We start from the raw sequence: 26,612 nt of genomic DNA on the forward strand, positions 1-26,612 counted from the left end.
GATAGAAAAAATTTCTATCCACATTTTTTTATTTTCTTATATCTTCAATGAACTTATCATCGATAGTTTCAATTAGTTTCCCTAAAATTGCTTTAGCAGCATAATAATCACGAATATCAAATACTGCATTATGAGTATGAATATAACGAGCACAAATACCAATTACAGTAGTTGGAACTCCATTTAAAGCTTGATGAATGTTACCCGCATCTGTTCCACCTGGTGAAGTGAAGTATTGATACTTAATTCCATTTTCTTCTGCAAGAGCTACGATTTTTTCTCTCATATTTGCACGAAGAACCATAGTTCTATCTACTAATCTTACTAAGAAACCTTGTCCTAATCGACCATTACTAGTTTCTTTTCCATCCATATCATTTGCTGGACTACAGTCTACAACAAAACATACATCTGGTTTAATCATATTAGCAGCGATAGTTGCACCACGAAGACCTACTTCTTCTTGAACGGTAGCACACACTACTAAATTAAAATCCAACTCTTTTTCTGCAAATTGTTCTAAAATTTCTGTAATAATTACACATCCATAACGATTATCGACAGCCTTACTCATAAATCTGTGTTCAGTAAGTTGTTCAAAAGTTGTTTTTGGAGTAACAAAAGCACCTTCACGAATTCCCATCGCTAATGCTTCTTCTCTTGATGAAGCACCAACATCGATAGTCATATCACTAATTTTTACATTTTGTGCTACACCTGCAGTAAAGTGTTTAGGAATAGATCCAATTACACCAGTGAATTTTTTCCCTTCATATGAAGTTACTGTATATGTTTGAGCTAAAAGAACATCTTCTCTAAAACCACCAAGCGTTTCAAACTTAAGCATACCATTTGGTAATACCTTAGTCACGATGAATCCAACTTCATCCATATGCGCTGAAATCATAACAGTTTTAGCATCTTCTTTTTTTGATTTCTTAATAGCATAGATTCCACCAAGATTATCATATTTAATTTCATCAGCATATTTAGATAAATTTTCTTCTAAATATTTTGAAATTTCACTTTCAAATCCTGATGTCCCGTCTAACATTGTTAATTCTCTGAATCTTTCTATTGATTTACTCATTTTCTTATACCTCTTTTATGTACTCTATTATTTCCGTTTCTTTATCATATCGAACTTCGTACTTGATATTGTCGTTATCAAAATAAAACATTAAGTATGGATTCTCTTTTAGATTCAACGTATAACTATCAATCACATCATAACCTAATGCAATTAGTTTATTTCTACATCTATCTATATGATCGTTATCTAACTCTTGTTCCTCTGTTTTTTGATATATACGATATCCAGCATAAGCTGCTACTAATGGAACTAGTATTTTTCTAAATTTCATATTTTACCTCTTATCTGAATTCATCACATAACGAGTTAAATAATTCCTCACTAAATTCTAAATTCTGATGAGCAATTGGTTCATCTCGTTTATAATTACGTAAAGTATCTTCATAATGAGGTTTTTTATCATTTTTATAAATTACCCCTGTTACAAGGTCATTGTACTCTTCTAATACTCTATACGCTTCCAATTTATTAGTATTGTCATAACCTTCGATGTCAGAAAGTTTAGTTAAGTTTTCTTTATACCAAGCCGGTGTATTTTTGTAGTTATAAGTTTTACATGGGCTAAATACGTTAACTAGTGAGAAGCCATCATGGTTAACAGCTTCTTCGAAAATCTGCATCATCTCTTTCATATCACCAGTAAATGCTTGTGCTAAAAACGTTACTTCACAAGATAAGGCAATTTTCATCGCTGATAAAGGTTTTTCCATTACTCCTTCTAAAGTTGTAGTCGTTACTAAACCTTCATCAGACTTAGGAGACATTTGACCTTTAGTTAAGGCATAAAGTTGGTTATCCATTACTACGTAAGTCATATTAACATTACGTTTCATAGCATGAACTGCATGACCAATACCGATAGCATATCCGTCACCATCTCCACCCATTGCAAAAACTGTTAAATCTTGGTTTGCTAATTTAATACCTTGTGCAATTGGTAATGAACGTCCATGTAATCCTTGTACACCATATGCTTTTGTATATCCACTAATTTTACCAGAACATCCAATCCCTGCAGAAATTACAACATTCTCTGGTTTAATCCCTAGGTTAACTACAGCTCTATTTATACCCGCAAGTACCGAGAAGTCTCCACAACCGGCACACCAATCGGGCTTAACATCATTTTTATAATCTTTTAATGTTACTTTCAAACTATTTCTCCTCCTCTAGTAATTGTTCAACAAGTTGATGAGTATAGTAAATATCTCCATCATATTTTAGTAAGCTACTAATTTTGTCTGAATTATGATACTTACTTGCAATTACCGTACGCAATTGTTTATTGTGGTTATGTTCAACAATATAAATTTTTCTATATTTATCAAATGTATCACGAACAGCTTGAGCAACTGGATAAATTTGACGAATATGCATTGTATCAATTTTCAATCCTTGTTCTTTTAGTTGCTTAGCCGCTTTATTTAATACTCCATAAGTTGAGTTAACACCCACTAATAAAATATCTTTTTCATCATTGTATTCATTTAATACAAATGGTCTTTCAACTAAAGCTGATTCAATCTTGTTAGCACGTTTTTCTTTTTGACGTTTTGTATTACGTTTCACCTCTGAAGGTAGTCCAACTACTGAGTGTTCATAACTGTTCGCATTATGAATTCCACCTTTTTGACCAGGGATAGTTCTATTTGAAACTAATACATCAGTTGCATAACGTTTGAAATAGATAATATCTTCTTCTGTAATTTCTTCTTGTTTTAATAAGTTACCACGATCGATTTGAACTTTACTAAAGTCGAAGTTAGGAACTGTTTCTTTGTTCATACCTAATTGTAAATCCATTAAAACAATAACTGGTGTTTGATATTTTTCCGCCATGTTGAATGCATCTATCATAGTGTAGAAACAGTCTTCTACAGATGTAGGAGCTAGTACGATACGAGAAGCATCTCCAGTTCCACCATAGACAGCATGGAAGATATCAGATTGTTCTGTTTTTGTTGGAAGCCCTGAAGAAGGCCCCCCTCTTTGAACATCTACAATAACAACTGGTTGTTCTGCCATAGCAGCCATACCTAAAAACTCAGTCATAAGTGAAATACCTGGTCCAGATGTAGCTGTCATAGCACGTACTCCTGCGAAGTTAGCTCCAATTGCAACACCTAATGCCGCAATTTCATCTTCAGTTTGAATATATGCTCCATTTACTAATGGAAGCTTTTCAAATAAATATTCCATGATTTCTGTTGCTGGTGTAATAGGATATCCTGCATACATTCTACAACCTGCTGCTAAAGCACCAAGACCAGCTGCATGGTTACCGATTAACCACATATTTTTGTGAGTTGGATTTAATTTTTTAAGATAATACTTATCTTTAATACCATTTTCTTCCATAAACTCAGTCATGATTTCACGACCTTTATCAAAGGCTTGAATATTAATATTTACGATTTCCTCACCTTTACTAGCAAATTTTGAATCAATCATATCATAGAATAATTTTGAATCAATATCTAATAATGCTGAACAAATCCCTAATGTAATTATGTTTTTGATAATCGGATTAGCAATTTCTTTCGCTAATTCTGTAATTGGAAATACCGCAACTAAACCTTTAATTTCTTCTGATATTTCAGGTTTAATTTTAGCATCCGCAATAATAATACTATTTTCATCTAATTCTGGAATATAGTTATCCAGTGTAGCTTGGTCGAAAGCTATAAGAATATCTGTCTTATAGTCAATTACATTTATTTTTTCTTCTGAAATACAAATTTTGCTGTTACTGTGACCACCCTTGATTCTACTTGAAAAGTCTCTTGTAGAATACATGTGGTATCCAAGTGTATTTACTACTGTAGAGAAAATTTCGGCTGTACTCTCAATACCTTCACCTTGTTCTCCACCAATTTTCCATCCTAATTTATTAATCATATAATCTCCTTTAATCTCTTTCATTAGAAATTTACTCGTTGATTTCTCAATACTTTATTCTATCATATTTAAGAAAATTTTTCCATCTAATAATATCTATTATCACTATGAAAAAACTAATAAAAATATTATTATTTCATTATTTTTTATTATTTTTTAACTGAACTTCATTTTTTAAAAATTTGTATAATATTTAGGAACAAATAAGTCTTTTAATGTTTATTGTTTTTGAATAATTCATTAACTACTTTTTATAATAATTATCCCTTTATATTTTTTCTCTAACAACTTCAAAATTAACTAAAATAATAAAATCCTACAATACAAATATTACACAAAGAAAAAGCCCCTGTAGAAGTTATTCACTTCTACAAGGACGTATCTATTGACGTGTTACCACCTTGATTTATAGTATTCTCACAAATACTAACTTATAAAGTACTAAAACAAAATTTAAATCTTATTTTTATACCATTAGCTATATCGGGCTATCCCGTAGCAGTTTAATTATTCAACTACTAACACGAAAAGACCATCTTCATAGTATCATCCTTGATCTCTTTTCACCTACCGAGACTCTCTAAGCAAACATCAACTACTACTCTTCTTTTCAAAGTGTAATTTTTTATTGTGTTTTAAGTATATCAAGTTAAGAAATCCTTGTCAATATTTTTTTACCATACAATTTTAACTATTATTATAGACATATACAATAGAACTTCAAAAATTAAAGAGTACAGAAAATGCCCATACTCTTTAAATTTTTTTTATAATCTAATTAACTCAATTATTCAGAAAGTTTACGTCTAACGGCAGCTCCAACTAAAGCAATTAAGCTTAATCCTAATGCAGTTGTGCTAGTTGAGTTCATACCAGTGTTAGGTAGTTTATTTTCTTTAATATTTTCTACAACTTGTTTGTTAGTTGCATTAGTTGGTAATTTAACATCAGTTGCTTTAGATTCTGATTTAGCTTCTTCACTTTTGTTTTCAACATTTTCATCTTTACGTTGTTTACTATTACCGTTTTGTTCTACTTTCCCTGAAGTTACTTCTTCTTTAGTTGATTGTTCTCCTTGATCAGCTCCTGAACCTACATTTCCAGTATATGAATTATCTTCTTTAGGTTGTTCTGCTTTTTCCTCTTCAAATTTGTAAGTTTTTGAATCTACAGAGATTGTACGCGAATTTGGATTTACTACAGCATATTTAGTTAAATCTGCTTTTTCTAAATAATTTTTGAATGCTTCATCCATAGATGGTCCTTCTTCACGTGCTCCACCTAGCATAGTATATCCATCTCCACCTGCTGCTAAGAAATCATTTGTAGTTAAGTAGTATGTTTTAGCTAAATCTAATTTATCGTAGGCACCTGTATCGTGATTTTTAACTTCTACACGTAATACACGTTTACCTGAAGGTAAGTTTGTATCGTAGTATACTTTAGCTCCTGATACGTGTAAGAAACCTCCACTTGGTTCTAATAACGGTTGTCCATTTTCATCTAAAACAGTTTTACCAGCTTTGTCAACTTGTAAAATAGATCCTAAAGATTTTTCAAACATAGCTAATACGTCTTTACCAGTAACACTAATTTGAGAAATTGTATTACCGAATGGAAGAACTGCAATTACGCTACCCTTTGTAATAGGTTTATCTTTAGCGATAGTTTCACGTAAACCACCACCATTTGTTACTGCGATATCCGCTTTATTTTTAAATCCTGTTTGACCATACTCATAAAGTGAATCAGCTACTACGTTTCCTAAGTTAGTTTCACGGACACGAACATTTTCTCGAGTACCACTTAATTCAACTGGACTGTTTTTCACTACTACAACAGCATTTTCTGCATCGTATTTCGCTTTAATTTTATCAACTAATTCTTTAACTTCAGCATTTGGAGTCACATTAGTAGTTTCTGAAGCTTTAATTAGACTTGGAGTTCCTAATAAACTATTTGGTTTTAATGTAACTTTACCAATGTTGTTTAAGTAACTTCCTGTTTGGTTATAAGTAACGTTGTCTCCATATGTTTTCGATTCAACAGTATGAGAGTGTCCATCGATTACTACTACACGTTTTCCTTTAAGTAAAGGACTTTTTGATAGTTCATCAGCAAGAGTAGAACCTCTCCATTCTTTTGGAGTTGTTGTATCTACTCCAAGGTGAGCTAAAACAACATACGTTTTATAATCATCACCAGTAACTTTTGCTTTTGCTTGGATTTCTTTAACAACATTTAAAACTTCTGGAATAGGATCTTTAAATGTTACACCTTGTACATTTTTAGGGTGTGTTTTTGTGGCAGTTTCTGGTGTTGTTACCCCAATAACAACAACTTCATCACCTTTAACTGTTTTGTCTTTATCAACAATTGTTGAAGCTTCGAATAAACGTGCTCCATTTACGTATGTATTCGAGCTTAACAGTGGGAATTTTAAGATTTGTTTATACTTCTTAGCTTCATCTAAACCAAAGTCAAATTCGTGGTTACCTACAGCCATAGCGTCGTAATTCATTTTATTTAAAATTTCCGCACGAGCTTCTCCTTTAGTTGAGTTAGAGATTGGTAAACCTTGGAAAGCATCCCCTGCATCTACCACTACTGTTGTTTGATCTTTTTTAGCACGTTCATTTTCAATTACTGTAGCTAATTTTGCATCCCCAACAACTGATGTAGTTTTATCTCGACCTTTTTCTTCTACGATACGCCCGTGAACATCATTAGTATGAACTAATACTAAATCTTTTTCTGGCGCTGTTGCAGAAGCAGGAGCTGGTGCTACTGGCGGTGTCTGTGTAGTTGTTGTTGGCGATGGAGTTGTAGTTGTATCCTCTGAATTAGCTAATGCAGCTCCCCCTGAAGTTGCAATTGCTAATCCTACTATTGTAACTGACGCTAATGTGTAATTTTTTTTCTTCATAATAACTTTTTTTCTCACTTTCATATTTGTAATTTATAATTTACATAATATCATAAATGTACGAGTTTTTCAATACTAAAATCTATAAGAAATAATGATAACGATTAAAAAACGGATTTTTCGAAATGAAAACTTTAGAATAAAATTAAAAATCAAGATTAGATTCTTCTAACCTTGATTTTTATTTATTCTTTGTTATTTAAACATATTTGCTAAAATTCTATCACTTAACCTTGGAAATAGCTGACTAATTTTAACACCTAAAACTAATTTAAATGGTAAATCTACCTCGCGTTTTTTAGTTTCAATTCCTTTTATAATCTTCGTAACAACAAATTTAGGTGTTAATGTTTTACCACCCATTGCTTTTTGATAGCTCTTATCTTCGTCAGCTATGTTAAAGAAATTAGTTGCTACAGGCCCTGGATTTACAGTCATAACATGAACATTATCTTTTTTTAGTTCTAAACGTAAAGAATTGAAGTATCCAATTAAAGCAAATTTAGTAGCCGAATAAACAGAACTCTTCGGTGTGGCGATTTTACCAGCTAATGAAGCGATAGTAACTATTGTTCCAGATTTTTTTTCTCTCATTCTCTTAGCTATTTCAGTAGTTAATTGAATAGTTCCGATTACATTTGTATCAAACATATTGACTACTTCAGCATCACTAAATTCACTGAAGTCTTTCATAAGTCCATATCCCGCACCATTGATGAGAATATCAATGTCGCTAACAGAAGAAAGTAAATTATCTACTTGTTCTTGAGAACCAATATCAACACTAAAAACTCTAGTTTTAACATTTTCAAACGAACTACATTTTTTAGCAACTTTTTCTAATGCTTCTTTTCTTCGGGCAGCCAATATTAACTCAACATTCCCTTTTTGAGCAAATTGATGAGCTAGTTCACGACCAAGACCACTTGAAGCTCCAGTAATTAGTATTTTTTGTTTACCAGTTTCCATTTTATATCCCTCGTCTATCCATGTTTTGCAGCACAACTACATTGCCCTTTTAGACATTTGCATGTAATAACATCAGCTGCAGTTTTTCTTTTTTCTTTAAGTAATTCTATAATTTCATCAATATTACTTTTACTCAAATTATCTGTCTCAATTATATTCTTAACAATAATATGTGTCCTTCTCTCACAAATTCTTTCTAAAAAGTTTTGTGTTAATATATCTAAACATTCATCTTCTACACATTTTGCTGAATATAAAAATTTATTCCCTTGTTTTCTTGTTTCTAAAAACCCTTTTTCTACTAACCTTGAAAGTAAAGTTTTAATAGTTGAAGGAGTCCAAGACTTTTCTTCACCTAGAGTATCTATTACAAATTTACTTGTAGTTTCTTTATTGCTCCAGACTACTCGCATTACTTCCCATTCAGCTTCTGAAATATTAATATCCATTTCCATTCATCCTTTTTTTCTCAGTTACATCTGTAACTATAATACTATGTTAAACATATAATGTCAATTCATAAAAAACTTGATTCTAGCAATACTAAAATCAAGTTTAAAATTTTTTCTTAATTGGATGTCTTATTACTGTTTTAAGTTTCTCCGATGCTGTTTTCCTCACATCTGAAATATAAATTTCATGATGATATCTGGTCTCATTTATATCTAATTCATATCCTTCAGAAATCATATATTCATGCATCTTAGCAACAGTCTCCGGCTCTGAATCATATGGGCCTATATGCATGCATTGCACACATTGTCCTTCATCATAAGTGAAATATTCAACTGATGAAAAATCTTCTTTTTTCTTTTCTATCACCTGCTCAATCGCCCAATCAAATACTTCTTTGGTAACAAAATCTGGCATTCTTATTAATGAAATAAATTTAAAATTTTGTTTATTAGCATAATCAACACCTTCTATTCCGTCTTGCCACCAAAAACCTTCTAATGGTGGAACAACAAAATCAAAATAACCTGGAATTTTATAATCTCCTTTTTTACTCATCTTTATCGCATAAGCTACAGGATATAATAAACTGATTGATTTTTTATATTCACTATTTTCATCATTAGGATCACCAGCTCCCTTAACAGCTATATAATTAGCCTTATCTACATTTACAATACTTGGTTTAGTTTTAGGTGCATATAAATGCTTAAGAGTTTTTTTGAAATCTACTGCCATTTTATTTCTCCAAAATAAAGATTATTCGATCTGATTCAGAATAATTTTTATTATTCTTATCAAGATCACAGAAATAATCTTTCACTTTAAATCCAATATTTTGAATTTCTTCAAGGACATTATTTACTTCATAAGTTCTTTGTGAATGAAACTGTTCAAGCTTTCTATATAAACCATTCTTTTCTTTAATAAAGAATGACAGCTCACTTTCCACCTCTAACGAATTTTCTGTTTCATATGTAAACCATAGATAACTTATTTCTTCATCTTCATATCCGAAAACTTGTTTTTCCAGCATATCAATAATTTTTTTAGGTGTGTGAATATCAAAAATAAATTTCCCACCTTCTTTTAGAGACGAATATACTTCTTTTAATCCTAATTTAAATTCCTCAAAATCTGATAAATAATTAAATACATCGAATGCACTTAAAACAAAATCAAATTCTATATTTAACGATGAGATTTCTAATAGATCCATCGCAAAATAATTACAACCTGGAACTTTTTCACTCGCTATCGCTAGCATTTGTTCACTATTATCTACTGCGAATACTTCTCCGTATTTTTTTAGTGTTGGTAGCATCGTTCCACTACCGCAACCTAAATCAAGAACTAGAAGATTTCTTCTATCTTCTAATTCTTGATTAATAATATTTCTATAAGCATCGTAGTCGACATCCATTAGTTTATCATAAACAATACTTAAATTCTCATACATATTAAACACCTTTTATAGGGTATTTTTCAAATAATGAATCTAATTCATAGTATTCTCTATCATCGCGTGTCATAATGTTAACTACAACATCACCTAAGTCCATAAGAACCCATTTAGCTTCTCTTAAACCTTCTGTGCTGTGAATTTCTCCACCATTTTCTAATACTTGTTCTCTAACTTCTTGTGCAATTGCTTCTACTTGTCTATTTGTAGGTGCATGACAGATTACAGAATAATCATATAATACTCCTGCTTGTGTTAAATCATAAGCAACAATATCATATCCGTGCTTATCGTCACATGCATCTACAACAATTTTTAATAAGTTTTCTACTTCCATTTTCATCCTCTTTCTTTATTTATTTCTTTATAATATGGAACATTACTACGTATAGTACGTCATCTTCTGGATATCTTTTCGCAAGTTTTTCGATTAACTCATCCAAAGTAACTCCGTAATATTTAGCGTAACGCTCTGTTAATGTTTCTCTAGTTACAGGTTTAACTAAATCAACTTCTAATGTAGCAAACACTGTATCTGGATCTTCATAAGTTGTAGCTTCTAATAAATCACCTTTCTTGAAATGAGCTTCACTCTTATTTCTGATAGTGATTGTTTTTTCATCTGTTAAGATTTTGTCTTTATTTTTTTCTTTAAATCCAACACGATAATTTTTAATATTATAGTAGTTATAACATTCTAATAATGAAGGATAAATTCTTTCATCATTGTCAATTAAGTAAACTAATGTATATTTTGCCGCAAGTCTAACCGCTTCATCAAGATCATATTGAGATACTTCTGTCACTTCAGCTAAATGCGGATGTTTTCTTTGTGGATCAGTATAGTCAGCAATAAAGATTATTTTTTCTAGTAGCGTCATGTGCTTTCTACCGAAAGTATGGTTTGCAACAGCAAGTTTAACTTCTTCATCTGCAACACCAAATTCTTCTTCAATAAATGCACTTGCTACCGGTCCATGAAGAACTTCTACTGGATAATCTAATAAATTAACATCTAAATTATGTAAAATTACATATTTTTTCATTAATACTTCATCCATAGGTTTACAAACATCATGAACTAAAGCTGCTAATGCTGCTTTTTCCACATTTGCACCATGAATTTCTGCTAAATGTTTCGCCACTTCCACAACTCTTAAAGTGTGTTCGTATCTTTTTTCTGGTAATATTTCTTTTACTCTATTTTGAATTTCTTGATATTCCATATAAACTCAACTCCTCTATATATGACCTACATTCATCGGTGATCATATATTTAATACTTTTCTTATTTTTTAAATTATCTCTAATTAAACTAGAACTTATCTCTATTATTGGAGACCTCATTATCTCGTAACTTATAGATTTATAAAATACATCTCCATTTACTACCTCATACAAATCCTCTTCGTTTCGTGCTACGAAAATAAATGTTACAAGTTTAGATAGTTCTTCTATATTATACCATCTTTTTAAATCTTTCGCTCTATCTGTTCCGATAATAAAATAGATTTTTTCATTTTTATATAGTTCACTAAAATACTTAACGGTATTATAACTATAACTTATCCCTTCATTTAAGATTTCATAATCACTAACTTCAAATTTTAAATTATCTTTTACACTCAGCTTAATCATCTCAAATCTATTCTTATCACTAGCTTCCAATTCTCGGCCTTTTAAGGGTGTAATATATGATGGTATAAAGATAATTTTTTCTAAATTATAAGTTTCTAGTGCATTTTCGGCTGTAATTAAATGTCCAATATGTATTGGATCAAAACTACCTCCATAAAGCGCAATTGACATCTTACTTCACCAACTCTATTTTTCTATACTTTTCCTTAGAGCTTTGTTTGTATAATACAATTGTGTGTCCAATCACTTGAACTAATTCAGATGAAGTACGTTCAGATAAAATTTTTGCTACCTCATCTTTATCTTCTTCACAGTTTTGTAAAATACTAACTTTTAATAATTCACGTTTTTCTAACGCATCTCTGATTCCTTGGATCATATCACTATTCACACCTGATTTTCCAACTTGGAAAATCGGTGATAAATGATGTGCTAATGCTCTTAATTGTCTTTTTTGTTTTCCTTTTAACATCTTATCCTCTTTTCTTATACTATATTATTGATTCACGTACAAATACTTCAATTTCTTCTGGAACATGAATATCAATCTTACATCCACTATCGCTATTAACCGTTATCCAACCTAATCCAGAAATTACAATATCCATTTTTCTACTATCAATAGTGAAACTTTTCTTAACTTGATTATTGAATATTGAAATATTATCTTCAAATGGTGGTTTCAATAACGTTCCTAAATGTTTTTCAAATAATGCATCTGCATTACTAAGTTTTGTACGATGAATCTCTACTAAATTAGACGCATATAAAGTGAAACTTTGACGCTCACCTTCTACAAAGTCCATTCTAGCCATACCACCAAAGAATAAACTTTGCTCAGCATTCAATTGAAATACGCGAGCTTTAATCTCCTTTTTAGGCATTACTAATTTTAAACTTTGTGCATCTAGATAATGAGCAATATCGTAATCTAATATGATACCCGGCGTATCATAAATACTAGTAGCTCTGTCTAAAGGTATCTCGATCATTCCAAGTGTTGTTCCAGGGAAGTGAGATGTTGTAATAACATTTTTATCCCCAGTTGTAAGTTCAATAAGTTTGTTAATAAATGTAGACTTACCAACATTTGTCGCACCTACAATATATACGTCCTTACCATTACGAAGCTCATCTATACGACTAGCAGCTTCTTCTACACCTTGATTTTTTATTGCACTAATTAATAGAATATCTTTTACTTTAATTCCTTTCGCCTTAAGCATCTTAAACAACCATTGTTTCACCTTGTTTTGTTTAACTGATTTCGGCAGTAAATCTAGTTTATTAGCCACTAGGACAATATCTTTATTATTTCCTACGATATCTACTACATCTTCAATCCAACTTCCAGAAAAATCAAAGATATCTACAACTTTTACTATTAATGCATCTTTTTTCGATAATGTTTTGATAAGTTGATAGAAATCCTCAGCTCCTAGTTGAACATCAGATACCTCATTATAATTTTTCAATCTGAAACATCTCTTACAAACAAGATTACCATCAATGCTTTTTTCTACAACACTTTTTGGTAAATATCCTTGTTTATTTTGATCTTCACTTTGAATTTCAACACCACAACCTATACAATAAACTTTATTACTCAATATGGCCTCCACTATTTTCTTTCTTGTGTTTTAATCTATACCCTACTTTTTTCATTTTAGGAAATGCTTTTCTTCTAGTTAAATTATGTATTATTAACGCTTCAAAAAATCTATTAATTCTAGTTTTAAATGCATCTGTTTTCGAGATAGGTTTTACTAAAACACTCATAGCTCCAAAACTTTTTGCTCCTAATACGTCAGTTAAAACTTGATCCCCTAAAATAATCGCTTCTTCTGGTTTTCTATTCAACTTTTTAAGTGCTCTTTTAAAACCTATAGTTAAAGGTTTCTTTGCACCCGCAACATATTGGAGATTTAATTTTTTACAAAATTCTTCAACACGCTCTTCTGTATTATTAGATACAACAATAATATCAAAACCAGCTTTTTTCATCTTCTTTAGCCATTTATTCAATTCTTTAGTATCTTTTTTACTATCCCATGATATTAAAGTATTATCTAAATCTGAAATAATAACTTTTTTGTTGTGCATATTCATATACTCAACATCAATAAACTCATACTTTTCTACAAAATCATCAGGTGAAAAATATCTTTTTAGTACCATTTTTTCTACACAATAGCCTATAAAATAGTTGCTATTTTCTCTCCCATCTTGATTTCTTTATTCTCTAAATTTTCTTCTAAGATTATGTTATCTTTTTCAAACAGTAATACAACTGTTGAACCAAACTCAAAATAACCTAACTCTTCTCCTTTTTTCACATAGATACTCTCATATGTAGGAATAATCGAGTTAACATTTTGAGCCCCTACAGGTATTAGTGTATAATTGATTTTTCCACTTAATTTATACACTTGTCTGTAGTTATAACTTAGTATATTATCTCCTAATTCCAGCCCAAGATTATTAACTGGATATGAATATTTTCCAAGGCTATAAGCATCCTTTACTTGGCAATTCATAGGAAAGTGAATACGGTGATAATTCTTAGGACTAAGATATATTATCATGTATGTACCATCTTTATATTTATCCGCTAACTCACTATCTCCTACCAATGTTTGAACGTTGTAAACTTGATTCTTCACAACAAATGTTCTGTCTTCAGAAACAACACCTAGTTCAGAAATCACTCCATCAGTTGGACTTACAAGTGAATTCTCATCTAGATTGATTGGTCGAGCATCTGGGCGTAGCTTTCTAATAAAAAATTCATTTAAATTTTTAAAATCATCAATTTCATCTAAAATTTCATCAGTATTAATATCATATACCTTAGCAAAAGGTTGAATCATTAATCGACTTAGATTAGATTTTGTTAATTTTTTAAGAGCTTTAGAACTCATATTTCCATTAGTTAATTCAACACAAAGTTGAAACATTTTCTTTTTTAACATACCCGTCTCCTTATTGAATATCATTCTATATTTTACTATAAAAGTCGTTTAAATACAAATATTGCAAAAGAAAATCCTAAAATTATCTTTTGAAATTTCTCTTTTTAATTAATAACTATTATTATATTATATTCTTATATTTCCACAATTTTAAAATCATAGACTTTTTTAAATATTACACGTTAACACTGCCTATAATCCAGCATCTGTATATTCAGGTTAAGTAGAAAATTTTTATTATATATCGTTGATTTTAATAACATAAAATTGTATAATAAAATTATAATAAAAAAACAAGGGAGTGAATGACATGACGTTAAACAATAAAGTTAAAGAAAACATTATTTTAACAACTGTCCAAAACGTTTGAACTAAGGGCTATTCTCTGACAAGTGTTCAGGATATAATAAAAAAAGCTAAAGCCCCTAAGGGAAGCGTGTACTACTATTTTCCAAAAGGAAAAGATGAAATTTATCTAGAAGCATTAGATAAAATCAACAGTAATGTAAAAAAAGAATTTAAAACAATTTCTCCTAAATTAGGGACTTTAGAGGAGTATTTAACAGCTGTTTTTGATCTTTTTATATCAAAAGGTAAAGCTTGTAAACGTAGTGGTTTTTCACTTACATTATTGGCGATGGAAACTGCAGAACTTTCTCCAATAATCGCTGAAAAATGCAGTGATATTCTTGAAAATTGGCGTTTACTACTTGCTGATGGTTTATTCGATAGAAATCTACCAGAGGACGTTTGTAACCCTGTTAGCGAATGGTTATTCACTAGTATTCAAGGTGCACTAACTGCTAATAAAATTCACAAAGATGAAGCATTCCTGTTCAATATAAAATCATCAATCAAATTTGTTTCTACCTCTTCTCCTGAAACACTTAGAGAAATATTCTCTAAGTCAGATGAAGACGAAGTTGTCGCATAACAAAAAACCTTCTTTATTGAATTAAATTATCAATAAAGAAGGTTTTTTAATTTATTAAATTGTATTAATCATCTGCATTGTCAATGTGTTTATTTTTTGACTAAAGAATTTTTTTATTGCAGGGTCTAGTTCTATTCTATCTAAGGCTAATTCAAAATCCTCTAACCAATATTTAGCTTCTTTTATCGAGATAGGAAGTTTCATATGTTTTTTTCTTAAATCTGGAGTGGCGAATACAGAATGCCCTGGCTCTCCTAAAAACAGTCTAAAAAATCTCTTCTGTTCAATTTTGATGTTATCAAACCCATCATTAAATAAAATATTAATTCTATCATCATTAGGAATAATATCATCATACATGTGTATAACTAACTCATCAATTTTTTCTTCTCCTATTTTTTCATATAGGTTCATAATAACCTCCACAATTTGTTCATATTTTTTTCACTTTTTGTCCTTATTTATATTAAACTACATATAGTATTATTTTGCAATTAAAATGCTATCAAACATCAATTTATTATTGAAATTTTTTTGAATTTAGCAAATTTTATTATAAAAAGCACAAAACGTAGAATAGGATATTATCCACTCTACGTTTCAATAATACTATTTTAATAATTTTTTGAATGCATCCACTTTATCAGTTCTTTCCCAAGTGAATTCTACATCTTCACGCCCAAAGTGACCGTATGCTGCTGTTTTCTTGAAGATTGGTTTTCTTAAATCTAAAGTTTCGATGATTCCATTTGGTGTTAAACGGAATTCTTCTTTAATTGTTTTAACAATATCTCCTTCATCAACTTTTGAAGTTCCAAATGTTTCAACAAAGATTGATACTGGGTGTGCTACTCCAATTGCATAAGCTAATTGAACTTCCGCTTTATCACAGATTCCACTAGCTACAATGTTTTTAGCGATATATCTAGCCATATATGCTCCTGATCTATCTACTTTAGTCGCATCTTTACCACTGAATGCTCCACCACCGTGACGTGAGAATCCTCCGTATGTATCTACGATAATTTTACGTCCTGTTAGCCCAGCATCTCCTACTGGTCCACCGATTACGAATCTTCCTGTTGGATTGATGAAGTACTTAGTATTTTCATCTAATAATTCTTTATCTAAACATGGCTCGATTACGTATTTTTTAATATCCGCATGGATTTGTTCTTGAGTTACTTCTGCATCATGTTGAGTTGATACTACGATTGTATCAATTCTATTTACTTTATGATTCACATCATATTCGATTGTAACTTGAACTTTTCCATCTGGACCTAAGTATGTAAGAATACCATTTTTTCTAACTTCTGCTAATTGTTTTGAAAGTTTTTGACTTAGGTAAATTGGTAGTGGCATATATGTTGGAGTTTCGTTAGTTGCAAATCCGAACATAAGACCTTGGTCACCTGCACCTACTTCATTTTCTTCTTTTTGTTGTTTTGTTTCTAATGAATTATCAACTCCTAAAGCGATATCCGGAGATTGTTTATCTAAACCTACAAGAACTGAAATATGATCTCCTGAATATCCTTTATTAGGATCTGTGTATCCAATTTCATTAATTGTATCGCGTACGATTTGTTGGAAGTCAACATTTGCTGTTGTTGAAACTTCTCCAACTAGAACTGCTAATCCTGTGTTTACACATGTTTCACAAGCTACACGTCCGTACGGATCTTGTTCTAAAATCGCATCTAAAATCGCATCTGACACTTGGTCAGCGATTTTATCTGGGTGCCCTTCTGTTACTGATTCTGATGTAAATAAATATGTTTTGCTCATTTTTTTCTCCTAAAATATTTTTGTCTGATATTAATACAAATCTTCTTAAGTCCTTAATATCTTTAAAATAAAAATTAAAAGACCTTATCTCATAGACAAGGTCTTTATGTATACCTCATCGTTCAAAGTAAACTTTGCTAAGGAAAGCACCTTAATCAATTGATTAGGTTGCTGGAGTTCATCGGGCCTTATCCCTCACTCACTCTTGATAAGTATTTATATTTCTTTTATCAGCATATTCGATTTTAATATACTTTCTGTCATTTGTCAAATGATAAAGTACAAAAGATATATTAAAATTAATATTCAATATTGTATCTACTTCTTTCTAGAAGTATTTTCTCTTTTAACTTCTCCGCTTCTTCAATTGGAAGATAGTCAATAGTAAGCTTACTATATATTCCTGTTACTTGTATATTAGCTAATTTAAACTTATTTAAAACTGGACCTGTATGTATCGTAACATCTTGAATGGTATTAAATGGTAAAGTTTTTTTACTCTTAAAAAACACTCCTTCAACTTCCGATACCCCCATTTCGTCTATTTCATAAGAATAATTTCTAATTACTAAAGGCGGGATAACTAAAACCACTAAAGCATATATTATTAATATCACTAATATACCTAGACCTATAAATTTATAATTTATTTCAGTTTTAAAATAGTCATATACACTTTTACTAATAACAAATGATAAAAGAACTAGAGCATATATTCCAAAATGTATTCTCAAATATTGTATTGATCTTTCTGGTAAATTACATGATTTCTTTTCAAATATTCTACTCATAACCTACCTCCGAAATTATAAAATCTCTTTCTAATTTTTCTTTATATTCTTTATCATAGTATTTCAACTTAATATCTGAGTTTACTCCAATAGAATTTATCGATAGATGGGAAAGATCCCTTTTATTCATAAAATAGTTTGTTCTACTATTTATAGTTCCTACTTTTTTCACCTTAATGAATTCTGTTATTATTGTTAATTGTCTCATAAATGTATTCTTAAAGTAATATCTATCATAAGAAAGTTCGTTATATTTCAACATATAGTTTTTCACTAAAATACTATACAAAACTAAGACAAGATAGAAAGCAAGTGAACTCAAAACTTTATACTCTAACTTCAAATCAATATTAGCAAAATATAATATCGCAAATACTATTATCGGTAGAAGGCTGCAATTAAACAAACTCCAACGATACAATGCAATTCTAGCTTTTCGTTGTATTTTTTCACTTTCTAAACTTTCATAATACTCTAAATCAATACCTAGATTATTTTTCACAAAATTCTGTGCAAAATCATTTTTTACTAGTGGCAAGACATCTATCGTAGACTTTTGTTCACTTAAATCTTCCGATACGTTATTAGTCAATGTTTCAACAGACAATTTTGCAAGACCGAAAAAGCGATAACGCAGTGGATATATCAATTTTACACTTTGGATTCTATCAATATCAATAACTAGTGATTTTTTATTTAACAATCCATATTTACATAGTAAATTATGTTCTTTAGTAGTGAGGATAAAGTTATAATATTTTACAATTGTATGAATAACTGATGCGATTACGACTAAAATCATAAAAATTCCAATTATTATAAATATTGCTGTTATATTCCCCGCGACTGACTTAGCATTTTTTTGAAGAAGTTCATCAAAATAAGCTTCATTATCGAAGATATATTTGAAAACATCTCGAATCTTACCATTTAATGCTAATATTAACCCTAAAGCTGCAAAGAACCTAACCCTAAGCAGTCCATAAAATGCAAGATCTTTTACAGATAATCTTAATATTTCATTTTGAGAATCTTGCACTTTTTCTTCTTGATCTATAGCCATATCCTCATCTTGACCTTGTTTTAATTCTCTTAGTATATCAATTAAGTTTAATGCGACTTCCTTCTTCAGAGGTTTTATCCTAATCTTACCTCCAACAAGGTTTATATCCACCGAAAGTAGATTAAATACTTGATACAATACGTTAGAGCTCATGTCAATTGACTGGATGTTTTCAAGATTTATATTTTTTGCTTCTTTATTTATTATTCCTTTTGTATAAATTAGAGCTCCATCCCGTACTTCATAACTTTTTAAGAAATAATCAAATATACCTATTACTATTAATAAAAGGAATCCCATCAAAACTAGTAAATAATATTTCAAATTTTGTTCTTTTAATGCCAACACCATAAAAATACCAAACAATCTAAATCCAGTAATTACAGTATCCATAATAACCATAGGATGTACTCGACTTTTTTTAATATTATTCATCTTTATACCTCCTATAATTAAGATTATTATTTAGTATAGTTAATAATAGTTTTTCTAGTTGCTCTACATCTTTTCTAGAAACATAAAATCTTAATTTTTCTGAACCACTATTAACGCTAACTATATATATATTAAATTTTTTCGATAATATATTCTGTTTTATTGTATAATCTAGTATATTCCTAAGTGGTGCTACTTTCTCCAACTTAAAAAATGTATATATTGCTGTTGATGATAGTTTAAAATGTTCATCTGTAATTTCAAAAAATGTATTGTACTCATACTTATCTCTTAGCATTACAACTATAACATGATTTAAAAACACTAACCCTAATACTCCCCATAGAATTATATATACATCTACACCGAACACTTCTTCAAAACCGGTAAGTTTAAAAATCACTGAAGCTATTGCAACACATGTTAAACATATTACCCAAACATTAAAGAAAAAATAATCAACATATATTCTTCCTATATACTTTCTCATAAAATCCCTCCCTTTTTTTATTAACAACCGATAAGATTTAGACCTCGTTCACGTTCAATCGTAGTCTCATCTCCATGACCTGGATATACTATTTTAGCTCCATCTAGTTTAAATAATACATTTCCTAATGAATTTTTTAAAGCATCATAATCTGAGCCATATAAATCATAACGACCAAAACCGCTTCTAAATAATGCATCTCCTACTACTACAAACTTACCAAAATCAAATGATACTCCACCTGGAGAGTGCCCCGGTGTTGGTAGAACTGTAAAACTTAAACCAGCAATTTCGTATTTTTTATTTTCTTCAAACTCGAATTCTGCCGGATCAGTCATAGGCGGTCTTCTTAAACGGAACAATGTTGAACCATTAAAATCAGGATTTTGTAACCAATCGCGTTCATGTCCTGAAATATATACAGGTACTCCGTAGTGTTTTCTGCACTCATCTAATGACATAATATGATCAAAGTGAGCATGTGTTAATAATATCGCTTCGATTTTTACATTTAATTCTTCTACAGCTTTTTGTATTCTATCGAAACCTTCACCTGGGTCTATAATAACTCCTCGTCCATCTTTATAAACTATATAGCAATTTTCATCTACCATATCCATTACTATTCTTTTAATTTCTGCTTTTGCCATTTTCTCAAAACCTTTCCATAATTATCATTATCTTTATTTTATCCTATTATTATGTTATTAACAAGTCTTGGTTAGTAGTTTTTTTACTTTACTTATATAACCCCTCTTCGCTTGACCTTATTTAATATTTTTTTTATACTTGAATAGTATGGTTTTTATAAGAAACTTAGTTTTTTCCTAACTTTTTCATGAAAAGTCAGGTTTAAATATCTAAGAAAAAAGGAGATACAAAAATGAAATTAAATTCATTCGCTAAGTTTTCATTACTTAGTATTTCAATATTATTAATGTCACACCTTGCTATTTCTCCAGTAATTCCAAACCTGTATAATTTTTATCATACTAATAACCCAAACATAGGTCTGGCTTCTGTAGAGAGTTTAGCAACAATACCAGCTATGATGATTACGATTTTCGTTCTTCTTAGCAATGGTGTTATTAAATTAATCGGAAAGAAAAATACAGTTCTTCTTGGACTTATACTTATCTTTATCTTTGGTATAGTACCAGCCTTCACAACTAATTTTAAAATTGTCTTAATCAGTAGATTACTTCTTGGTGCTGGTATCGGGTTATTCAACTCACTTTCAATCAGTATGATTAGTGATTTCTTTGATGAAGAACACCGTGGTACTATGATCGGATTAAGAACTGCATTTTTAAATATAGGTAAAGCTTTAACTACCTTTATTTCAGGATACTTATTAATCTACGGTATTCAATATACATTTTTAGTTTATGCTTTAGCACTTCCTATATTTATAATATTCCTATTATTCGTACCTAACACTGAAAATGTAAATAATAAAAAAGTAAGCCTTAAGTTTCATAAAGAAACTATAGTTCTAACTCTTCTAACATTTTTAGTAGGAATTTCTTACATGGGAGCAACTATTAAAATCCCTACACTACTAGCAGAAAAATATCACTATCAACCAGATATAGCTAGAAATCTACTTACAATCTTAGCTTTAAGTGGTATACTTTCTGGAGTTATCTTTGGTATTCTAGTTAAAAGGTTTAAAAATCTAACTTTACCAATTATGCTAAGTTTCATGACCATTGGAAGTGTATTATTTGCTTTAACAAATAATATTATTATCTTCTACATTGCAGCTATTCTTATTGGAATAAGCTTCGTAGGAACTATGTCATTTAACTTCTTCTATATTTCAAACAAGTTAGATAATAAATTTATCAACTTTGCAACAAGTGTAGTTTTAGTTGGTGGAAACATTGGTGTTATCCTTACTCCTGTAGTGTTGACAAAAATACCAGAAGCCCTACACTTAGAAAAATATACAACACCATTTTTCATTACTACTACTCTAATGCTAATTTCTACATTAGTTAGTTATACAATATTAAGAAATAAAAAATAAAATTTAAAAGGAGAACATCTTTGATACTAATATCTCGGATGTTCTCCTTTTTATTAACTATTAAGTAGCTCTTTATTTTTCTCTAAAAATTCTTTTAATTCATTATCTGGTACTTGTCTTGCTAATACTAGTGTACGTAATGCAACATCATCTAATCTACAAGTACAAAAGACAGTCATATTATCCTCTCCAGAAATCTTGCTATTTTCTAGCCAATTCTTAGCTCCTTCTTTAAACAACTTGATAAATTCTCCTTTTTTATCTGAAGTAGTTGGAATTTGATATAAATTTGTAAATTCATTTACAACTTTCACACCAGTTACTTCATAATAATACTTTCTTTCAGGAGTTTCCATAACAATAACTCTATGGCTATCAAAATAATCTTTTTTTCCAAACCAATTCATATTATTAAATACTCTAGTGTCTAAAGTAATTTTCTTTTCCTCGATTCCAGCTCTTGCATGCCCAAAAACCCATTTCACATCACTCTTAGTTAGATCTGGTTGATTCTCATAGTCCATAAAAACTGCTCCTATATATGGGGCAGGTTTATTATCTAAACCATATTCCAAATATTTAGAATTATTTGTTGTTTGCAACATTGGTTCTTTTAAAGAATCTTTTCCATCACCTGGTACATACATATAACCGATGACCTCTTTATTGATTGCCTTCAACTCATTAAATTTCTTTTCTAAGTATTCTTTTTCCGCTTTATCTACAACATATTTGTCTTCTTCTTTTTTCGCAGTTTCTTTTTTTACTGTTTGAACTTGAGACTCAGTAGAACTTGAACCTGCATTCGAATTAAAATATGAATAAGCTCCAAATGAACCACCAATTAAAATAATAACTAATAGTAGATATTTTACTATGTTTCTAAATATTGATTTACTATTTTTCATTAAGTCTTTCCTTTCTAAAAATTATCTCTTTGTGTCTAAATCATAAATTAGATTATATCATATTTACATAAATTTCTTCAAAAGATTGTATTGCTAATTTGTGAATTAATTTTGATTTATGTATCATTTAATTTTTAATTGAATTATTCTTTTATCATTCAAAAAAAAGAATGATTAAAAACCAGTTGATAATACAAATAGATTTTTAAATCACCCTTATTTATGGTTTATTTTTTTATTTTAAACTTGTCTAATATTTACAAAGTCAGTTGGTGGAACATTGTCTTTTCCTAAATCTGGTTGTCCTGCTGTAATTAGAATTAAATCTCCTTCTTTTGCTAAACCAGACTCTTTAGAAAAATTCGGTGCATAATTTAGCATTTCTTCCATCGATAGTGTTTTTTCTTCTATGAATGTAGTAACACCTCGTGTTAATGCTAATTTTCTAGCTTTTTGTTTAGTTGGTACTACTGCTAATATTGGAACTTTTGGTCGGTATCTTGCGATAAACTTCGCTGTACTTCCTGACTTCGTATAAGTTACGATATTATTTACATCAACAGAATCAAGAAGATATTTAGTTGATAATGAGATTGCATGCGCAATATTCATTTTGTGATGCTTATATTCTTCCGAATCATCATATTTTACTATATCTTGATTTTCGATGTAGGTAATTATTCTATCAACTGTTTCTAATGCTTCTTTAGGATAATTCCCTATTGCTGTTTCTTCGATTAACATGATTGCATCAACACCATCTATAATTGCATTAGCTACGTCAGATACTTCCGCACGTGTCGGTCTTGGATTATAGATCATTGAATGAAGCATCTGCGTTGTTAATATTACTTCTTTTGTCGAATCATTAGCTTTTCTAATAATTTCTTTTTGGATACTAGGTAAATTTTGGTAAGGTAATTCCATACCTAGCTCATCCCTATTAATCATTATTGAATCTGCAAATTGAATAATCTCATCGATATTTTCATATGCTTCTTTACAATCTATTTTTACAATTAATCCAATATCTTTCTTCTCATTAGCTTGAAGTATACTTTTTACTTTTCTAATTTCATCCAAATTACTAACAAATGGGCAGGCGACAAAATCAACATCATTTTGACAAGCAAAATGAACATTGTTCTCTTCAATTTTTATAAGTTTATATTTACTTTCCGCATATATATGATCTAAATCATAAATTATTGCAGTATTTTTATTTAATTTTTCTCTTAATTCTTTTATTTTATTAATTCTAAAATCGCACTCTTCTGTGCATCCATAATAATTATCGATTAAGACAGCATCTGCCCCATTTTCTATAATATATTCTAATAGTTCTTCTGTACTGTTTCCTAAAGTTGCGATAATTTTTGCCTTTCTAGTCATAATATACCTACCTTATCTTTAAAACGTTTTCTTTTAAAATTATTATAACACATCAAATTATTATTTTCTAGATAATTTTCTAAAATTGTAATCCCTGATAGTTATAATTTCTTTAAACATTTTTTATTAACAATTCTAATCTATACTCTACTGCCATTCTTAAAATACTTATTTTACAAGTTTTTTTAGCTATATTGAGCTATTACGACATTAATAATTATTCAAAATATAAAAATAAAAAAGAAACTATATCTAATTAAATACAGTTTCTTTTTTTCTATATTTCATATGATAATTAATCAATAATTCAACACATTAAATTATGATTTCTTTTTTAGGTACTGCTACTCCTGATTCAAGATAATCTAAAAATTCACCAAATAAGTTTTCCATCTCTGCATATGAGTTTAAAGTATTTAATTCTTTTTTAACTTTCGCTCCACCTTTAATACCTTTCATGTAGTATGCAGCATGTTTTCTCATCTCATGTACAGCAACCTTCTCAGGTTTAATTTCCATAAGTCTTCTTAGGTGTAATAAACATACATCAATTTTTTCTCTTGGTGTCGGTTCTTCTGTTAATTCCCCAGTTTCTAAATATTTAACTGTACGATATAACATCCATGGATTTCCTAAAGCTGCACGTCCAATCATAACTGCATCACAGTTAGTATCATCTAACATTTTCTTAGCTAATTCTGGAGTCGTTACATCTCCGTTTCCGATAACTGGAATTTTAAGTTCTTTTTTTACATCTCGAATAACATCCCAGTTGGCTTTTCCACTGTACATTTGAACTTTTGTTCTACCATGGATAGCTATTGCACTAGCCCCAGCACGCTCTGCATTTCTTGCATTATCCATTATATAAATATGTTCATCATCCCATCCCATACGCATTTTTACAGTTACAGGCTTAGATACTGAATCTACTAGGCGGGCAATTACCTCGTATACCTTATCTGGATCAAGTAGTAATTTACTTCCAGCATCTACTTTTGTAATTTTTGGAACTGGACATCCCATATTTAAGTCGATAATGTCAGCTTCTGTATTTTTATCAACATACTTCGCAGCTTCTACCAAAGTATCGATTTCTCCACCAAATATTTGTAAACTTAATGGACGCTCTCTTGGATCAATATACAACATATTCATCGTCTTTTTATTATTGAATAAAATTGCTTTATCACTAACCATTTCGGCACAAACTAATCCAGCACCAAATTCCTTAGCTGTTAAACGGAATGCAGCATTACATACACCTGCCATAGGAGCTAAAACTACTCTATTCGGTATTTCAATTTCTCTAATTTTAAACATCTTCTATCCTTTCATTTTACAATTTTTCTTTATACAAACTAATTTTTTCTGTTGTTTTGTCTAATGATTGCTTTATACTCTTACCATCAACATCTATATCACCATACATTTCTACTAATGGAGCTAGTACAAAATTTCTTTCATGAATATATTTATGAGGTACAATCAATCTATCATCATTAAAAACTAAATTATTATATGTGATAATATCTATATCTATAGTTCTATTTCCCCAGTGCTCTTTTCTAATACGCCCAAGTTCTAACTCTATCTTTTGAATAGTATCTAGTAGTTCATACGCTTCTAATGAAGTTTCTATTTCTATACACATATTTAGAAAGTTTTGATCAGCTACTCCACCCCATGCAGGTGTTTCGTAAATACTGCTTAGTTTTGTAATTTTAAGATTACTCGCTTCTATTTTTCTTAAAGCATCTTTTAAATATTGCTCTCGTGGCTCTAAGTTGGTTCCTAATGCTAGTATAATCATTATAATCCAAACTCCTCACGAGTTGTTTCTATAACTACTCCACATTGTTCAAAATGATATTTTATAGGGGCAGCTGGTTTATTAATTTCTAGCTTAACATTTTCAATTTGAGGAAATTTCTCAAAAATATTTTTTAAAATTTCTCCGGCTAAATGCTCTAATAAATTATACGTATTTGAAGTTGCAGTCTCTACCACTACATCCGCAATATCAGCATAACTTATACTGTCTGTCATTCCATCACTGAACAACGCCTTTTTATAATCAAGCTCACACTCAATGCTAAAAATAAATTTCTGACCTAGTCTATTTTCTTCTTCAAATAACCCATGATTAGCAAATACTTCAAGATTATTTATAAATAATTTCGTCTTCATGATTAATATACCTCTCAATCATTATTTTGCTTAACTATAAAATTTTAACATATTTCGTCTTATTTCTCTAATGATTATACTCACATATCAATAAAAAAACGACTTAAATTACGATTTAATAAAATGGGTCTATAATAAATACGGTTGATAATAAATATCAGCCGTATTTAAATTT

29 protein-coding genes, 1 riboswitch and 1 other annotated feature are annotated in these 26,612 nt (G+C 29.9%); of the genes, 2 read left to right on the forward strand and 27 right to left on the reverse strand.

Going from position 1 to position 26,612, the window contains the following annotated elements:
- Positions 1-28: 28 nt before the first annotated feature.
- From RYK99_RS01715 to RYK99_RS01790, 16 genes are all read right to left on the reverse strand, one after another.
- A complete protein-coding gene (locus RYK99_RS01715) occupies positions 29-1,090 on the reverse strand; it encodes a M42 family metallopeptidase (RefSeq protein ID WP_314989569.1) in 1,062 nt (353 codons plus the stop codon).
- 4 nt (positions 1,091-1,094) lie between these two features.
- Positions 1,095-1,364: a hypothetical protein gene (locus RYK99_RS01720; protein WP_003147039.1), complete on the reverse strand. Its 270-nt coding sequence runs from the start codon at positions 1,362-1,364 to the stop codon at positions 1,095-1,097.
- A 10-nt stretch (positions 1,365-1,374) separates the two neighbouring features.
- Complete coding sequence (locus RYK99_RS01725; RefSeq protein ID WP_003147040.1) at positions 1,375-2,247, reverse strand: 2-oxoacid:ferredoxin oxidoreductase subunit beta; 873 nt, start codon at positions 2,245-2,247, stop codon at positions 1,375-1,377.
- A 1-nt stretch (position 2,248) separates the two neighbouring features.
- Positions 2,249-3,991: a 2-oxoacid:acceptor oxidoreductase subunit alpha gene (locus tag RYK99_RS01730; protein WP_314989572.1), complete on the reverse strand. Its 1,743-nt coding sequence runs from the start codon at positions 3,989-3,991 to the stop codon at positions 2,249-2,251.
- Between the two features lie 369 nt (positions 3,992-4,360).
- Positions 4,361-4,614: a binding site (T-box leader), on the reverse strand.
- Between the two features lie 164 nt (positions 4,615-4,778).
- The gene (gene nt5e / locus RYK99_RS01735) at positions 4,779-6,917 is read right to left on the reverse strand and encodes a cell surface ecto-5'-nucleotidase Nt5e (RefSeq protein WP_314989574.1); all 2,139 of its coding nucleotides are present in this window, start codon (positions 6,915-6,917) and stop codon (positions 4,779-4,781) included.
- 195 nt (positions 6,918-7,112) lie between these two features.
- Positions 7,113-7,886, reverse strand: coding sequence for an SDR family oxidoreductase (locus tag RYK99_RS01740; RefSeq protein WP_314989577.1), 774 nt, complete (start codon positions 7,884-7,886; stop codon positions 7,113-7,115).
- Positions 7,887-7,900: 14 nt separating this feature from the next.
- A complete protein-coding gene (locus tag RYK99_RS01745) occupies positions 7,901-8,335 on the reverse strand; it encodes a CopY/TcrY family copper transport repressor (RefSeq protein ID WP_314989578.1) in 435 nt (144 codons plus the stop codon).
- Between the two features lie 106 nt (positions 8,336-8,441).
- Complete coding sequence (locus RYK99_RS01750; RefSeq protein ID WP_314989580.1) at positions 8,442-9,077, reverse strand: GyrI-like domain-containing protein; 636 nt, start codon at positions 9,075-9,077, stop codon at positions 8,442-8,444.
- A 1-nt stretch (position 9,078) separates the two neighbouring features.
- Positions 9,079-9,798, reverse strand: coding sequence for a class I SAM-dependent methyltransferase (locus tag RYK99_RS01755; protein WP_314989582.1), 720 nt, complete (start codon positions 9,796-9,798; stop codon positions 9,079-9,081).
- A gap of 1 nt (position 9,799) precedes the next feature.
- Entirely contained in the window at positions 9,800-10,138 is a 339-nt protein-coding gene (gene rsfS, locus RYK99_RS01760; protein WP_204643909.1) for a ribosome silencing factor, read from the reverse strand.
- Positions 10,139-10,157: 19 nt separating this feature from the next.
- Positions 10,158-11,027: a bis(5'-nucleosyl)-tetraphosphatase (symmetrical) YqeK gene (yqeK, locus tag RYK99_RS01765; RefSeq protein ID WP_314989587.1), complete on the reverse strand. Its 870-nt coding sequence runs from the start codon at positions 11,025-11,027 to the stop codon at positions 10,158-10,160.
- Positions 11,002-11,610: a nicotinate (nicotinamide) nucleotide adenylyltransferase gene (gene nadD / locus RYK99_RS01770; protein ID WP_314989589.1), complete on the reverse strand. Its 609-nt coding sequence runs from the start codon at positions 11,608-11,610 to the stop codon at positions 11,002-11,004. The genes yqeK and nadD overlap by 26 nt, the downstream gene beginning before the upstream one ends.
- Before the next feature lies 1 nt (position 11,611).
- A complete protein-coding gene (gene yhbY, locus RYK99_RS01775) occupies positions 11,612-11,911 on the reverse strand; it encodes a ribosome assembly RNA-binding protein YhbY (RefSeq protein WP_003147122.1) in 300 nt (99 codons plus the stop codon).
- A 19-nt stretch (positions 11,912-11,930) separates the two neighbouring features.
- Positions 11,931-13,049, reverse strand: a complete 1,119-nt coding sequence (gene yqeH, locus RYK99_RS01780; RefSeq protein WP_003147123.1) for a ribosome biogenesis GTPase YqeH — start codon at positions 13,047-13,049, stop codon at positions 11,931-11,933.
- Positions 13,042-13,617, reverse strand: a complete 576-nt coding sequence (locus RYK99_RS01785) for a YqeG family HAD IIIA-type phosphatase (RefSeq protein ID WP_003147124.1) — start codon at positions 13,615-13,617, stop codon at positions 13,042-13,044. The genes yqeH and RYK99_RS01785 overlap by 8 nt, the downstream gene beginning before the upstream one ends.
- A 17-nt stretch (positions 13,618-13,634) precedes the next feature.
- Entirely contained in the window at positions 13,635-14,411 is a 777-nt protein-coding gene (locus RYK99_RS01790) for a phosphatidylserine decarboxylase (RefSeq protein WP_314989592.1), read from the reverse strand.
- Positions 14,412-14,796: 385 nt separating this feature from the next.
- On the opposite strand from RYK99_RS01790, the gene RYK99_RS01795 reads away from it, so the two are divergent.
- Complete coding sequence (locus RYK99_RS01795; protein WP_314989616.1) at positions 14,797-15,345, forward strand: TetR/AcrR family transcriptional regulator; 549 nt, start codon at positions 14,797-14,799, stop codon at positions 15,343-15,345.
- 54 nt (positions 15,346-15,399) lie between these two features.
- Here RYK99_RS01795 and RYK99_RS01800 read toward each other — a convergent pair whose 3' ends face one another.
- The 6 genes from RYK99_RS01800 to RYK99_RS01825 form a co-directional block, all read right to left on the reverse strand.
- Entirely contained in the window at positions 15,400-15,759 is a 360-nt protein-coding gene (locus RYK99_RS01800; RefSeq protein WP_314989594.1) for a protozoan/cyanobacterial protein, globin family, read from the reverse strand.
- Between the two features lie 195 nt (positions 15,760-15,954).
- Positions 15,955-17,136 carry a methionine adenosyltransferase gene (gene metK, locus RYK99_RS01805; protein WP_314989596.1) on the reverse strand — a complete coding sequence of 394 codons (1,182 nt, stop codon included), beginning with the start codon at positions 17,134-17,136 and terminating at the stop codon, positions 15,955-15,957.
- 112 nt (positions 17,137-17,248) lie between these two features.
- A riboswitch (SAM riboswitch) is annotated at positions 17,249-17,351 on the reverse strand.
- Between the two features lie 84 nt (positions 17,352-17,435).
- The gene (locus RYK99_RS01810) at positions 17,436-17,927 is read right to left on the reverse strand and encodes a PH domain-containing protein (RefSeq protein ID WP_314989598.1); all 492 of its coding nucleotides are present in this window, start codon (positions 17,925-17,927) and stop codon (positions 17,436-17,438) included.
- Positions 17,920-19,425: a PH domain-containing protein gene (locus RYK99_RS01815; RefSeq protein ID WP_314989600.1), complete on the reverse strand. Its 1,506-nt coding sequence runs from the start codon at positions 19,423-19,425 to the stop codon at positions 17,920-17,922. Before RYK99_RS01815 ends, RYK99_RS01810 begins: the two co-directional genes overlap by 8 nt.
- A complete protein-coding gene (locus tag RYK99_RS01820) occupies positions 19,418-19,915 on the reverse strand; it encodes a hypothetical protein (RefSeq protein WP_314989602.1) in 498 nt (165 codons plus the stop codon). The genes RYK99_RS01815 and RYK99_RS01820 overlap by 8 nt, the downstream gene beginning before the upstream one ends.
- Positions 19,916-19,935: 20 nt before the next feature.
- Complete coding sequence (locus tag RYK99_RS01825) at positions 19,936-20,565, reverse strand: MBL fold metallo-hydrolase (RefSeq protein ID WP_314989603.1); 630 nt, start codon at positions 20,563-20,565, stop codon at positions 19,936-19,938.
- 233 nt (positions 20,566-20,798) lie between these two features.
- Between RYK99_RS01825 and RYK99_RS01830 the strand changes: the two genes are divergently transcribed.
- Positions 20,799-21,947: an MFS transporter gene (locus RYK99_RS01830; RefSeq protein ID WP_314989605.1), complete on the forward strand. Its 1,149-nt coding sequence runs from the start codon at positions 20,799-20,801 to the stop codon at positions 21,945-21,947.
- Positions 21,948-22,000: 53 nt separating this feature from the next.
- On the opposite strand, the gene srtB is transcribed toward RYK99_RS01830, so the two are convergent.
- From srtB to folB, 5 genes are all read right to left on the reverse strand, one after another.
- Positions 22,001-22,855 (reverse strand): class B sortase, LPKTxAVK-specific, encoded by an 855-nt coding sequence (gene srtB, locus RYK99_RS01835; RefSeq protein WP_314989607.1) that lies wholly within the window; start codon positions 22,853-22,855, stop codon positions 22,001-22,003.
- A 240-nt stretch (positions 22,856-23,095) separates the two neighbouring features.
- Positions 23,096-24,247, reverse strand: coding sequence for a pyruvate kinase (locus tag RYK99_RS01840; protein WP_314989609.1), 1,152 nt, complete (start codon positions 24,245-24,247; stop codon positions 23,096-23,098).
- A 315-nt stretch (positions 24,248-24,562) separates the two neighbouring features.
- Positions 24,563-25,570, reverse strand: a complete 1,008-nt coding sequence (gene dusB / locus RYK99_RS01845) for a tRNA dihydrouridine synthase DusB (RefSeq protein ID WP_314989611.1) — start codon at positions 25,568-25,570, stop codon at positions 24,563-24,565.
- Positions 25,571-25,586: 16 nt separating this feature from the next.
- Positions 25,587-26,060 carry a 2-amino-4-hydroxy-6-hydroxymethyldihydropteridine diphosphokinase gene (gene folK / locus RYK99_RS01850; RefSeq protein WP_314989613.1) on the reverse strand — a complete coding sequence of 158 codons (474 nt, stop codon included), beginning with the start codon at positions 26,058-26,060 and terminating at the stop codon, positions 25,587-25,589.
- A complete protein-coding gene (folB, locus tag RYK99_RS01855) occupies positions 26,060-26,437 on the reverse strand; it encodes a dihydroneopterin aldolase (protein ID WP_314989614.1) in 378 nt (125 codons plus the stop codon). Before folB ends, folK begins: the two co-directional genes overlap by 1 nt.
- Positions 26,438-26,612: the final 175 nt, after the last annotated feature.

Source organism: uncultured Gemella sp. (assembly GCF_963537375.1).
Classification (GTDB): domain Bacteria; phylum Bacillota; class Bacilli; order Staphylococcales; family Gemellaceae; genus Gemella.